This window comes from Phycisphaerae bacterium (assembly GCA_012729815.1).
Lineage (GTDB): Bacteria > Planctomycetota > Phycisphaerae > JAAYCJ01 > JAAYCJ01 > JAAYCJ01.
Window position 1 is genome coordinate 19,637 of the sequence record JAAYCJ010000267.1, and the last position, 12,928, is coordinate 32,564.

Annotated in this window: 13 protein-coding genes; 9 read left to right on the forward strand and 4 right to left on the reverse strand. The window is 64.7% G+C overall.

Translation table 11 applies throughout. The annotated features are described in order from the left end of the window. The first annotated feature begins 20 nt into the window (after nucleotides 1-20). The 6 genes from GXY33_17395 (at nucleotide 21) to GXY33_17420 (ending at nucleotide 6,533) form a co-directional block, all read left to right on the forward strand. Nucleotides 21-1,535: an asparagine--tRNA ligase gene (locus tag GXY33_17395; protein NLX06915.1), complete on the forward strand. Its 1,515-nt coding sequence runs from the start codon at nucleotides 21-23 to the stop codon at nucleotides 1,533-1,535. A gap of 14 nt (nucleotides 1,536-1,549) precedes the next feature. Next, nucleotides 1,550-2,266 (forward strand): DedA family protein, encoded by a 717-nt coding sequence (locus tag GXY33_17400; GenBank protein NLX06916.1) that lies wholly within the window; start codon nucleotides 1,550-1,552, stop codon nucleotides 2,264-2,266. After that, entirely contained in the window at nucleotides 2,244-3,353 is a 1,110-nt protein-coding gene (locus GXY33_17405) for a hypothetical protein (GenBank protein ID NLX06917.1), read from the forward strand. The genes GXY33_17400 and GXY33_17405 overlap by 23 nt, the downstream gene beginning before the upstream one ends. A 14-nt stretch (nucleotides 3,354-3,367) precedes the next feature. Continuing rightward, nucleotides 3,368-5,707, forward strand: a complete 2,340-nt coding sequence (locus GXY33_17410) for a DEAD/DEAH box helicase (GenBank protein NLX06918.1) — start codon at nucleotides 3,368-3,370, stop codon at nucleotides 5,705-5,707. A 131-nt stretch (nucleotides 5,708-5,838) separates the two neighbouring features. Further along, nucleotides 5,839-5,988, forward strand: a complete 150-nt coding sequence (locus tag GXY33_17415) for a hypothetical protein (GenBank protein ID NLX06919.1) — start codon at nucleotides 5,839-5,841, stop codon at nucleotides 5,986-5,988. Between the two features lie 398 nt (nucleotides 5,989-6,386). Continuing rightward, nucleotides 6,387-6,533: a hypothetical protein gene (locus tag GXY33_17420; protein NLX06920.1), complete on the forward strand. Its 147-nt coding sequence runs from the start codon at nucleotides 6,387-6,389 to the stop codon at nucleotides 6,531-6,533. Nucleotides 6,534-6,611: 78 nt separating this feature from the next. On the opposite strand, the gene GXY33_17425 is transcribed toward GXY33_17420, so the two are convergent. From GXY33_17425 to GXY33_17440, 4 genes are all read right to left on the reverse strand, one after another. Then, nucleotides 6,612-7,574: a hypothetical protein gene (locus tag GXY33_17425; GenBank protein NLX06921.1), complete on the reverse strand. Its 963-nt coding sequence runs from the start codon at nucleotides 7,572-7,574 to the stop codon at nucleotides 6,612-6,614. An 84-nt stretch (nucleotides 7,575-7,658) separates the two neighbouring features. Continuing rightward, entirely contained in the window at nucleotides 7,659-8,240 is a 582-nt protein-coding gene (locus GXY33_17430) for a helix-turn-helix domain-containing protein (protein ID NLX06922.1), read from the reverse strand. Next, the gene (locus tag GXY33_17435) at nucleotides 8,237-8,836 is read right to left on the reverse strand and encodes a hypothetical protein (GenBank protein ID NLX06923.1); all 600 of its coding nucleotides are present in this window, start codon (nucleotides 8,834-8,836) and stop codon (nucleotides 8,237-8,239) included. Before GXY33_17435 ends, GXY33_17430 begins: the two co-directional genes overlap by 4 nt. 56 nt (nucleotides 8,837-8,892) lie before the next feature. Next, entirely contained in the window at nucleotides 8,893-10,446 is a 1,554-nt protein-coding gene (locus GXY33_17440) for a B12-binding domain-containing radical SAM protein (GenBank protein NLX06924.1), read from the reverse strand. 194 nt (nucleotides 10,447-10,640) lie between these two features. Between GXY33_17440 and GXY33_17445 the strand changes: the two genes are divergently transcribed. From GXY33_17445 to vanZ, 3 genes are all read left to right on the forward strand, one after another. Continuing rightward, nucleotides 10,641-11,444: a hypothetical protein gene (locus GXY33_17445; protein NLX06925.1), complete on the forward strand. Its 804-nt coding sequence runs from the start codon at nucleotides 10,641-10,643 to the stop codon at nucleotides 11,442-11,444. A gap of 96 nt (nucleotides 11,445-11,540) precedes the next feature. After that, nucleotides 11,541-12,614, forward strand: a complete 1,074-nt coding sequence (locus GXY33_17450; GenBank protein NLX06926.1) for a ParA family protein — start codon at nucleotides 11,541-11,543, stop codon at nucleotides 12,612-12,614. A 46-nt stretch (nucleotides 12,615-12,660) separates the two neighbouring features. Then, nucleotides 12,661-12,912, forward strand: a complete 252-nt coding sequence (gene vanZ, locus GXY33_17455; protein NLX06927.1) for a VanZ family protein — start codon at nucleotides 12,661-12,663, stop codon at nucleotides 12,910-12,912. Nucleotides 12,913-12,928: the final 16 nt, after the last annotated feature.

Below are 12,928 nucleotides of genomic sequence, written 5' to 3' on the forward strand. Positions count from 1 at the left end.
GGACGGGCATGGATGAGCCGATGGCGGAAACGAAGCAGTACGTGACGATCAACCGACTGGGCCAGGTGGTGGGCCGGGAGGTGACGCTGCGCGGCTGGGTCCGGCGGGTGCGCAGCTCGGGGAAGGTGCTGTTCGCGGTAATCCGCGACGGGACGGGTATCTGCCAGGCGGTGCTGGAGAAGCAGGCCCAGACGGCTGAGCTGTTCGAGGCTCTGGACCATCTGGGCATCGAGAGCGTGGTGGAGCTGACGGGCGTGGTGCGGGCGGACGAGCGGGCGCCGGGCGGATACGAAACGGCGGTCCGCGACGGGCGGGTGCTGCACGCGACCAGCGACTTTCCGATCACTCCCAAACCGCACGGCGTGGACTTCCTGTTCAAACACCGGCACCTCTGGCTTCGGGTGCCGCGGCAGAACGCGATCATGCGGATCCGCGACACGCTGATCTGGTCGATCCGCGAGTACTTCCACAAGGAAGGTTTCACGCTGGTCGATACGCCGATTTTCGCGCCCAGCGCGGGCGAGGGGGCCTCGACGCTGTTTCGGGTGGACTACTTCGAGGAGGACGTGTTCCTGGCCCAGACGGGGCAATTGTATCTGGAGTCGGCGGCGGCGGCGTTGGGCAAGGTGTACTGCTTCGGTCCGACGTTCCGGGCGGAGAAGTCCAAGACCCGCCGGCACCTGACCGAGTTCTGGATGGTCGAGCCGGAGTTGACGTTCGTCGACCTGGACGAGTTGACGGCGCTGGCGGAGGATTTCGTCTGCTACATTGTCGGCTGTGTGCTCGATCGGCACCGCAAGGATCTGGAGGAGTTAGGCAGGGACGTTGGTCCGCTGGAGAAGATTCAAAAGCCTTTCGTGCGTCTGACGTACGATCAGGCGATCGAGATTCTGCACGGCGAGCCGGCCGAGCGGCTGATCCTGGGCGAGCAGCGGGAGCTGGAAGCCCGGATCGCCGGCGCCGAAGCGCGTCTGGTTCAGATGGAATCGCAGCGGGATCAGACCACCAAGGCGTGGCAGAAGGACAAGCTCTCCGCTGAGATCGTCGAGCTGCGGGAGGAGCTCGCCGAGTGGCGCGAGCAAACGAGGAATCTGCCGGACCACCTGGCGTTGGCCAAGGGGTTCGTCTGGGGCCAGGATCTGGGCGGTTCGGACGAGACGATCGTTTCGAAGCTGCACGAGCGGCCGGTATTTGTGACCCACTACCCTCGCGAGGCCAAGGCGTTCTACATGCGCCAGGACCGGAAGCGGCCGGCGGTGGTGGAGAACTTCGACATGCTGGCCCCGGAGGGCTACGGCGAGGTGATCGGCGGATCGGTCCGCGAGGAGGACCTGGACCGCTTGGCGGCGCGGATGGAAGAGGAGAAGCTGCCGCTCGAGCCGTACCAGTGGTATCTGGACCTTCGGCGGTACGGGAGCGTGCCGCACGGCGGTTTCGGGTTGGGCGTGGAACGGACGCTGGCGTGGATCTGCGGGATCAGGCACATTCGGGAGACGATCGCCTTTCCGCGGATGATGGGACGTATCTACCCGTAGGTGAAATCCGGCCGGTGCTGACACTACTAGCGATCATCAATTACGAACTGCTGCTTCGCAAGTGGCTGTATCTCGGGATGCTGGCGTTGCTGGTGCTCTCGAGTTTCGGCGCGCCGATTCCGGAGGACATACCGCTGCTGCTGGCCGGCTGCCTGTGCCGGCTGGGATACGGCCACTGGTTCTACGCGACGCTGGTGGGATTGGGCGGGGTGCTGTTCGGCGACATGCTGCTGTATTTTCTGGGCCGGCGTTTCGGGATGGGCGTGCTGAACATGCGTCCGTTCAACCTGCTGTTCACGCGGACTCACATCGCGCAGATGAAGCTGGTTTTCCGGCGATGGGGGCACTTTATCATTTTCTTCGGGCGGTTTTTCGCGGGCGTGCGTTCGGTGATGTGCGTGACGGCGGGCGTGTGCCAGGTTCCGGCGTGGAAGTTCATCCTGGTGGACGTTTCCGGCGCGATGGTGACGGTGCCGCTGCTGGTCGGGCTGGGCTGGCTGTTCAGCGCGAGCATCGCCAAGCTGACGGAAGGGATGCTGGCGGTCGAGCACGTGCTGGCGGGGCTGGCGGCGGCGGGGATCGCCGGCTGGATCATCTACATCCACCTGGCCAAGACCCGTCGCAAGGCGATTGTCCGGCGTCTGGCGGCGCCGCCGGCGTCCGAGGCGACGGGCAGCCAATCCGAGGGCAAGGAGGAGGTTGCCGACGATGCCGACTGCGCCCGTAATTGAGTACGAGTTGAGCGGCGAGTGGCATCGGATGGGCGGTCAGTTGGGCCGGGCCCAGGCCCTGGAGATTCGCCGGTTCAACGAACACTTTTTCGATTCGCCGATCAACCGGTTTCGGTTCGGGTCGCTGGAGCGGGTCTGGGAATACGCGGCGAAGGTGTCGCGGGTGCTGGAGGAGTTCAGCGGCTGTGCGTTTCATTTCCTGCGCGGGATGGCGGAAGGGGCGTCGCTGCCGATGGAGCGGGTGGTGGCCCAGGCCTGCGCGCCGGAGCTGACGCACATCGCCGGCGAGTCGGACTTCGCGGCGATCGGATGCACGGCGTGCGGCGTCAGTTCGTCGGTCAGCACGACGCAGAGCGCGCTGCTGGCTCAGAATTGGGATTTCAATTTCGATCTGCCCGCCTGGTACGTGCTGCGGCTTCGCCCGCCGCTGGACGAGCCGGCGCGGGTGATGGTGGGCATGGGTGCGGTGTTCGCGTGCTGCGGCGTGAGCGGAACGGGACTGGCGGCGACGTTCACCTCATCGGGGCACCTGCCGCCGGTTCGGCCGACGGCGGGACTGCCGGTGACCGCGCTGGTGCTCGAGGTGTTGGGCAGCCAGGATTTCGACGAGGCGATGGGCGTGGCGGTGGCGCTGCCGCGGGCGGGATCGTTCAACATGATGGTGACCGAGGAGTACACCCGCAACGCCCTGGTCGAGGCGACACCCAGACGGGTGGAGATCATCGACGGCAAAGAGACGCTGGTCGCGGGCAACCACTTTCAGCACCCGGCGATGGTGGCCAGGACGGCGCAGGACCTGACGCCGCCCGACCGGGCGGGCAGGGAGTTCGCCCGCAGCAGCGTGCTTCGGGCTGAGCGGTTTGAGGATTTGCTGGCGAACCGGCCGTCGAATGGGCTGACGCCGGAGGCGCTGATGGGGTGCCTCAAGGACCACGCGAACCATCCGCTGTCGATCTGCTGCCACGAGGAAGAGACGCTGCTGCGGTTCCGCACCCAGGGTTCGGTGCTCTTGGAGCCGGCGGCGCAGGCGCTGCGGTTCTGTTCGGGCCAGCCGTGTTGCGGACGGTTCGAGACGTATCCGTTGTGACGGAAGCTGTCGGCATGGACGTCAACGATTTCCTTCAGACGATGCAGCGGCGGGGCGAATATCGGGACCAGATCGCCCACATCCGGGAGATTCCGGCCCGCGAGGCGCGGTACGGCATGCCGCGGGAGCCGCTGCCCGAGGCGATCGCCGACGCCCTGTCGCAGGAGAAGATCGAGCGGCTCTACGAGCACCAGAGCCTGTCGGTGGACATGGCCCGATCCGGGCGCGACCTGATGATCGTGACGGGCACCGCCTCGGGCAAGACGATGTGCTACAATCTGCCGGTGATCGAGACGCTGCTGTCGGACCCGTCGGCGCGGGCGATGTACATTTTTCCGACCAAGGCTCTGGCCCAGGATCAGCTTGCCCGCTTGAAGCGGTGGGCGGGTTACAACGAGGCGCTGAAGCAGGCGGTGCGTCCGGCGACCTACGACGGCGATACGCCCTCGTCGCAGCGGACCAGGATTCGCAAGCAGGCCAGCATCATCCTGACCAACCCGGACATGCTGCACCAGGGGATTCTGCCGTACCACGCCAAGTGGAGCGAGTTTTTGCGGAACCTGCGGTGGCTGGTGATCGACGAGATGCACATCTACCGCGGGATTTTCGGCTCGCAGGTTGCCAACGTGCTGCGCCGGCTGGACCGGGTGCTGGAGTTTCACGGGGCCGAGTGCCGTTACATCGGCTGTTCGGCGACGATCGGCAATCCGCAGGAGTTGGGTGAGCTTCTGACGGGCCGGAAGCTCGATGTGATCGAGAAGGACGGCTCGCCGCGGGGCAAGAAGTACTTCGTACTGTGGAACCCGCCGTTCGTGGATGACGGTCGGGTGGTGCGGCGGTCGGCGAACATCGAGGGCAAGCGGCTGTTCACCGAGCTGGTGCGAAGCGGCGTACAGACCATCGTATTCACCCGGGCCCGGGTGGTGGCTGAGCTGATCTACAAGTACGCGGTCGAGGAGTTCCGGCAGCACAACGAGAACGAACTGGGCAAACGGATCAAACCGTATCGCGGCGGCTTCCTGCCGGAAGAGCGGCGGCAGATCGAGCAACAGCTCTTTTCGGGCAAGCTGATGGGCGTCAGCGCGACGACGGCGCTGGAGTTGGGGATCGACGTGGGCAGCCTCGACGCGGCGGTGCTGGTCGGTTACCCGGGCACGGTCAGTTCGGCATGGCAGCAGGCCGGCCGGGCCGGACGGCGATCGGAGCAGTCGTTGGCCATCCTGGTGGCGTACAACGATCCGATCGACCAGTACCTGATGCACCATCCGGACTATTTCTTCTCGCGGAACGTCGAGCGGGCGATCGTCGATCCGTCCAATCCGCACATCCTGGCCAGCCAGTTGGCGTGTGCGGCGTTCGAGCTGCCGCTGGCGACCCACGACGGGCATTTCTTCGGGCCGAAGTTCGCCTCCACGCTGGAGGCCCTGGCGGGCGAGGAGGGCCAGCTTCGCCGGATCGTCGACCGCTGGTACCACGCCAGCAGCACATTCCCAGCCGCCCACGTAAATCTGCGGACGATCAGCGAGAGCAGCTACGCCGTGGTCGACGCGTCGGGCAAAGAGAACCAGGTAATCGGCAGCATTGACAGCACCTCAGCTCCGGAACAGCTCTATCCGGGAGCGGTCTACCTGCACGAGGGGCGAAGCTACGTGGTGAGCGAGTTGGACCTGGCCACGCGGGTGGCGATGGTCAAACCCGCTGAGGTCGACTACTACACCCAGCCGGTGCTGCACAGCCGTTCGGAAATTCTGGCCGATGAGGCCCAGGCGACCGGCCCGTGCGGTGCGGTCACATTCGGACGGGTCAAAGTAATCTGGCAGACGGTTGCGTTCAAGAAACTCAAGTTTTACACGATGGAGGTTGTCGGCCAGGACGCCCTGGACCTTCCGGAGTTGGACCTGGACACCCGCGGCCTGTGGTTTCTGCCGGATGAGTCGATCTGGGACGAGGTCCGCGACGCCGGTTACGTGCCCATCCAGGCCCTCAGCGGCCTTCGCAACCTGATGATCTGGTCATTGCCGATTTTGGCCATGTGCGACCCGCAGGACATCGGCGGGCAGATTAACGTCAACCGCTTCCAGCGGCCGGCGATCATACTTTATGATCGTTATCTGGGCGGTTTAGGATTCTCCCGCCGCGGGTTCGACGAGTTCGAGACGCTGCTGAAGCTGGCCCACCAGATCGTGGCCGAGTGCACGTGTGAGGGCGGTTGTCCGTCGTGCGTGGGCCTGCCGCTGTTGCGGGCTCCGATCCATCAGGACCCGGACCTTCAGGGGCGCCCGGAAATCCCGGACAAGGAGGGGACGCTATTTCTGCTGGAACGGTTCCGGGAGCGGGAGTGGCGGATGTGCTGACCAGACGCAGCGAGGGCCGATCGGGGCGGAGGCAGTTTCCTGTTGACGTATCCTGCGTGCGGCCTTAAGATCGGGCGCGACACGGGAAGGAATATCGGCCCAGCTCCCCTGCTGTTGCCGGAGGAGATTTGATGAAACGGATACTCGTGCAGGTCGTGCTGCTCATCATGGTGATGATGACCTGGGGCTGTACGTCTTCGGAGATCTTAAATCTGCTGGCATCGATCAGACTCGGCGGCGGCAGCGGCAGCAGCGGCGGCTGCAGCAGTTGCGGCTGGTAGAGGGGTCCGCCGTGCGCGAGACGGTCGAGAGGCCGCAGCGGAATAGCGACGATCAAGCCGTGGATGGATGGTCAGGTTGAATTGCCCTTTAGTTGGAGAAACGCTATGAAGAAGCTTTTGGGTATCGCGTTGCTGGGCGTAGTGATGGTGACCGGGGGCTGCTCGCCTTCGACGATCCTGAGCCTGCTGATGTCATTCGTATTCGGCGGCGGCGGCTGCAGCAGTTGCGGCTAGAGGCGGTTTCCCTCCTGAAAGAAACGGACCGGGCAGCCACGACAGTGGCGGTTCGGTCTTCTTTTTTTGCGGCGGCGGTTTTGGTGAAGGGTTGACGTTTGAGGGTCCGATAATTAAGCTGTGGGTATGGTAGGCCCAGATTGCACTTTTTTCGGAGGAAAGCCATGAAGAAGCTGTTGGGTATTGCGGTATTGGGTGCGGTGGTGTGCAGCGGCTGTGCGACGTTGCCGGCGGAAACGAACAGCATGATCTCTTCGCTGATCCTGAACCTGATCATGGGATTCCTGACCGGTGGGATGACCGGCATCTAGCATCGCTTCGACAGTAAGAGGGCCGGCCGGTGGATCCGCGATCCATCGGCCGTTTTGTTTGATGCAGCGGCGGGTCGGTCAGGCCTGCGGGTAGTTGCCTTCCTTTCGCCAGACGTCGAGGATCCGTTCGTAGCGGCTCAGACGCATGCCGGTGTAGACGCAGTTGGAGGTTGAGAAGATGTAGCCGCCGCCGGGCATGCCGTGCCGCAGAGCGTAGCGGGCGCTTTCGGCGCACTCGGCTTCGGTGCCGGTATCGAGCAGGCCGCAGTTGACGTTGCCGACCAGGCAGACCTGCTTGCCGTAGCGGCGTTTGACGTCGGCGATGTCGACGCCGCCCTGGGGGTCGAGGCTGTGGAGGGCGTGCGGACGGCACTGGATCAACTGGTCGATGATGGGCATGATGTTGCCGTCGGTGTGCTTGATGGTGTAAAGGCCCATGTCACGGTAGGCCTTGATGAGCTTTTCAAGATAGGGCGCGACGAACTCGCTGAACTGCCGCGGCGAGAGAAACGGACCAGTGTTGAAGCAGTAGTCGGCGCAGAGGGCCATGCCGTCCAGCGGGCCGTCGGCGAAGTAGGTTTCCGCATCGCGGATGGCGTTGTCGACGCGCTCGGCGGCTTCGCGTTTGACGCCCTCGGGATCGTCGCCGAGTCGGCAGGCGAATTCGAGCATGCTGTCGCCGCCGGGCACACTGAAGGTGGCGTCGCCGTGCTTCATGAGGAAGAACTTCTCGCCGGTCTTCTCGCGAATGATCTGGGCCTGGCGGCGGAATTCCTCGGACGAAACGGCGCCGGAGAGGAAAATGGCGGAGTGCTCGAAGCGTTCAGCCGATTGGATCAGGACGTCGGCCATGTCGCAGCGGTGCAGTTCGCGTTCCGTTTCGGTCATCTGGCCCCACTGGTGGTAGTTGCGGTGTTCCGGGTGGACCTTGCCGAAGACTTCCATGGTCAGATAGAAGCGCAGCTCGAAGTGCGGCACACGGCCCGGAGGCTGCTTGCCCTCGAGGGCCATGATGAACTTCTCACGCGGGGTCAGGGGCATCGCTTGGTTCTCCATCACTGCCTTGGGTCGGTCTTCGGCGTACTATAGCCGTGGGTGCAAAACGGTGCAAACCAAATGTCAGGGCTATTCGCCGCGGTATTTGACGACCAGGAAGGTGGTGGCGGGATCGGGTCCGGGATTGCTGATCGAGTGGTTCACGTCGGCTGAGTAGTGCACCGAATCGCCGGCTGCAAGGTTCACCTCGTGGTCCAGCGAACGGACGGTGATCCTTCCCGAGGCGACGCAGAGGATCTCCTCGGTGTTGTGGAAATGCGGATCGCTGTCGAGGCTGCCGCCGGGCGCCAGGTCGATCTGGTAGAACTCGACGTCTTTTTCGAGATTGAGGGGCGAGAGGGTCCGGACGGTGCACCGCTGATCGCGGCTGAAGAGGTAGCGTTCGTCGTCGGCTCGGATGACCTGGAAGCGGTGTCGGACGCGGGCGTCTTCGAGCAGTTCGGAGAGATCGACGTGCAGGGCCCGGGCGATCTTCCAGACCACAGCGACGGTGGGATTGGCCTTTTCCTGTTCGATCTGGGAGAGCATGGCCGCGCTGACGCCGCTGAGGCGGGCGAGTTGTTCGAGCGAGAGCCCAGCCTTTTTACGGTGCTTCTTGACCCGCTGGCCGATCCGAAGGGCGGACTGGTCGCCTTTGGACGGGTCGGTCATGCCTTGGCGTCCTGCTGGTCCTGTCCGTCGGACTTGGGTCTGCGGGCGATGCCGTCGCCGAGCTTGCGGATGAACGACTGGTAGAACTGCATGGCCACTGCGTACTCGGCCTGGACGACCTCATCGGCTCCGACGCGGGCCACCTGCAGGCCGGCTGAGGCGTACTGGGTGCGGGCCACGATGTAGATTTTGGGGTTCACCCGGCGGGCGATGATGGTGGCTTCGAGAACGGCCTGCTCGTCCGGCACGGTCAGGGCCAGGACGGCGGCGCGTTCGACGCCGGCCTCGCGAAGGGTGTTCTCCTCGCGGATATCGCCCTCGATGATGCTGGCGCCCAGGTCCCGCTGGACCGCGACGGTGCGCGGATTTCGCTCGACCACCACGAACGGCACGTCATGCCGGCGGAACACGTCGGCTACGAACCGCCCGGCCAGGCCGTAACCGGCGATGATCACGTGGCCGATCTTGCCGAGATCGATGGGCGAGTTGGGCAGTTCGGGTAGCCGCGTGACCAGCACGGTCGCCCCTTCGGGCCATTCCACGGAGGTCTCAAGTATGATCCGGCCGTCTTTGTATATCCCGGAGATCTGATCCATACGCACGTTTCCTCCAAGGGCAATGCTGACTGCCGTACCCTATGGACAAATATCGGCTACTTCATCGACTCGGTCCACGCCTTGGCCGACTGGTTCCGATAGCGATCCGGTTCGCGCTTCAGGTAGTCGCTGTGCACGGCGGTGACCTCGGTGAACCGCAGCGAGTAGTGCTCGATCCCGTCGGAGGCCAACTGGTCGCTGATCTGCCGGTCAAGCGGTAGAATCGTGTCGCGCAGGCGAGCCCAGGCGCGGGCGTCGGCGGCCTCAACGGCCGCGAGTTGCTCGCGATAGACCCTGGCCGCGGGCCAGTCGATCCGGGCGTTGACGTACCAGTGGAAGACCCGCTGAAGCTTGCTGAGCCACAGTTCCAGCGACGGGTCGAACCGGATGCACGTGCCGACGAAGTAGTTGTCGAGCCGGCGGAACCGGTCCATGTCGATCAGACCCGCCGCCTCGGCCAGCTTGTAGCTCTCGGTGCCCGGGAACGGGTAGAACACGCTCCATCGCATCCGGCCCGGGCGGACCCGCACCATCAGGTCGATCGTCTCGTTCATCTGGCCGGCCGTCTCGCCGGGCATGCCGATCATCAGGAACGCGCTGCCGTGCAGGCCGAACCGCCGGCACAGCTCGAAGGCCTCGGCGATCTGATCGTTGGTCATGTAGCGTTTCAGGAAACCGCGCCGCAGGGCGTCCGAGCCGCTCTCGACCCCGAACTTGACGATCCGGCACGGCGAGTCGGCCAGGGCTTTGGCGCAGCGGTCGTTGAACGCCTGGACGTGGGCGTTAACCACGTAGGGAATGGTCAGGCCGAACTCGCGGTAGGCGCGGGCGAACCGCTCGACCCAGTCCGTATCGAGGGTGAACAGGTCGTCGTCGAAAATGACGGTCTCGAGGCCCGGATGGCGCTCGGTGAGCTGGCCGACCTCGCGGATCACCCGCTCGACCGGGTACCGCCGCAGATAGCAGCGGCGCGGATGGCCCTGCCCGGCGTACAGGCTCGATATCTCGTGGTTGAAGCAGTACGTGCAGCGGTACGGACAACCGCGGCTCGAGAGCATGCTCATCCAGCCGTTCTTGCAGGAAAGCAGGTGGTCCAGGTCGAAGATCTCGTAGTCTTCCGGAGCCAGGGTGTCCAGGTCCGGGTATGGGCCCAGCTCGCCGACCCGGTAGCTGCCGTCGGCCATCCGCAGGGCCAGGTTGTCGATGTCGCCGAGCTGCCCGCCGTTTTCCAGGGCGTCGACCAGGTCCGGCAGCATCCGGTCGCACTCGCCGTAGCCGATCATCTCCCAATAGCCTTCGTCGATCAACTGATCGAGGCACAGGCTGGCGTGGACGCCGCCGGCGATCTGGGGAATCTGCGGCAAGGCCTCGCGGATCGACCGGCTGATCTGCACCGCGTAAGGGTACTGCATCGTCTGGACGGAGAAGCAGACCAGGCCCGGATCGTAGGCCCGCACCTGCTCGACGATCTGGTCGGCGGTGGGCACCGGGTAGAGCTTCTCGTTGAGGTTCATCAGCCGCACGTCGTGACCGGCCGCTTTGAGCTGTCCGGACAGGCACGCCACGCCGTGATTGAACCCTTCTTCCGCGTTCAGGTTCGGATAGATCATCAGGATTCGCATATCGGGTATTGTACGCGTTGGCCCATCATTTGCCAAGGTGCGCCCGGGCCGCCGGGACGCGGGGCAAGAACCTTTCGGAAAACCGGTGGCACGCGGTTGGCGGACCGGCTACAATTGGGGTTCCCAGGGACGGGGCGGCTCAGTCGGGAAACCCGGAACCAGCTCGAAAGGGATCAAGGGCGATGCGAGCGACCGAAATCCGCGACTACTTCCGCGACAAGGCGACGTGGGTGGAATGGGACGGCCGGACGGTAGACCGGTTCGCCTACGGCAACGAAAACGTCACCGTCAAGGGGATCGCCGTCGGCTGGACCCTCACCCTGGAGATGGCCAGACAGGCCGCTAAGGCCGGGGCGAACCTCTTTATCACGCACGAATCGATCTTCTACAGCGGGTATCGATCGGAACCGGCCGAGCCCGCGCAGGTGGAGCGCGACCGCCAGAGGAAGGCCCGCGAGTTGGACCGTCTGAAGCTCACCGTGCTCCGCTGCCGCGACACGTGGGACCGGTTTCCCAGCGTCGGGATCCCGGACACCTGGATTCGCTTCCTCGGCTTTGAGGACTACCGCCGAGCCCCGCAAAGCTTCTACGCCCGGGCCAAGTTGCCCTCGACCACGGCGGCCACGCTGGCCAAGCGGATTCTCAAAAAGGTCGCTCCGCTGGGGCAGCAGTACGTCGAGGTGTTCAACCCCGCTGTCAAGGTCTCCAGCCTGTGCGTGGGCACGGGCAGCATCACGGAACTGCCGCTGATGCGCGAAGAGGCCAAAGCCGACTGCTACCTGGTCACCAACGACGGATCGCGGACCTCGACCACGGAACTGCACGCGACGGACCTGAAGATCCCGCTGATCCGGGTGGACCACGCGACGTCCGAGCTTCCGGGCATGATGGCCCTGGCCGATCACCTGGCTGAGGCCTTCCCGGGCGTTCCGGTCAAGTACATCCCCTACCCGTGCCCGTACAAGCTGATCGCCGGAGGCAAGTGAGGCACTGGTTACGGCATAAAATTCTTCCCGCGTGATGGCCGGCGGCTTATAATTGCTGTTTCTATTTCTGGATTTCAGCGGCCGTCGGATCAGGAAATGCATCGGATTGCAGTCATCAACCAGAAAGGCGGGGTCGGCAAAACGACCACGGTGGCGAACCTGGGCCCGGCGATCGCCCGGGCGGGATGGCCCGTGATCGTGGTGGATCTGGACCCGCAGGCGAACCTGACCACGCACCTGGGGGTCGAGCCGCGGCCCGAGACGCCGAATATCTACCACGTTCTCTCGCAGCAGAAGAGCCTGGCTGAGGTGCTGGCGAAGGTGGACGAGAACCTGTGGCTGGCCCCATCCAACATCGACCTGGCCGCCGCTGAGGTCGAGCTTTCCAGCGTGGTCGGGCGCGAGGTCATTCTCCGCGACGCGGTTGAGGAGTGCGGCGACGATTACAAGTTCATGTTCATCGACTGTCCGCCGTCGCTGGGAATTCTGACCCTCAACGCCCTCTGTGCCGCCGATGAGGTGTTCATCACGCTTCAGCCGCATTTTCTGGCCCTCCAGGGCCTGGGCAAGCTGCTGGAGACGGTGCACCTGGTGGCCAAGCGGATCAACCACCGCCTGAAGGTCAGCGGCGTGGTGCTGTGCATGTACGAGAGCGGCACCAAACTGGCCAACGAGGTGCTGGCGGATCTGGAGCGGTTCATCGAACAGAGCCGCGGCCAGCCGGTCCCGTGGGCGGAGGCGGTGGTCTTTCAGAGCCGCATCCGCCGCAACATCAAGCTCGCTGAGGCCCCCAGCTTCGGGATGGACATCTTCGGCTACGCCCCGCAGAGCAACGGGGCTGAGGACTATGCCGCCCTCAGCCGGGAGGTTCTGGCCCACTACGGTTACCCGGCGCGGCCCATCGGGCAGCCGTCCGGTCCGGCCGCTTCGGCTTCGTCCGCCCCGGAGTCGGACGAAGCCGAAGCCGTCGAGGGCCTGCGGCCCGAGGAGGCGGAACCCCTGGTCCACGCCCCACTGCCCAGCCAGCCCCCTAACGCTGAGCCGCGACCCGCAGCGGACCGGCCCGTGGAGAACCCGGATGAACAGCCCCCCACCGAGCCGAAAACGGCGGATCAGGGCAGCCCTGATCGCCTACCTGACGGTATGGGCGGTCCTGACCCACTGGCCTAACCCCGGGCCCCTGCCGCCCATTCCCGGCGGGGACAAGACCATCCACATGATCGGCTACCTGATCGCGGGAATCCTGCTGATGGCGGTCCCCGGACCGCCCTGGCGTCCGCGGCATCTGCTGTATTCAGCGGGACTTATGGCCTTTGCCGCGTGCGACGAGGCAACCCAGGCCCTGGTCAATCGCGGACCCTCCATTCACGATTTTGCCGCGGACTGCCTGGGAGCGGCCATCGCCGCGGGGTTGGCATTGACATTCTGGATGAGCCGCAAACCGTGCTGTTCAAACAACTTACCGTAGCTTCGGGATCGCGGCG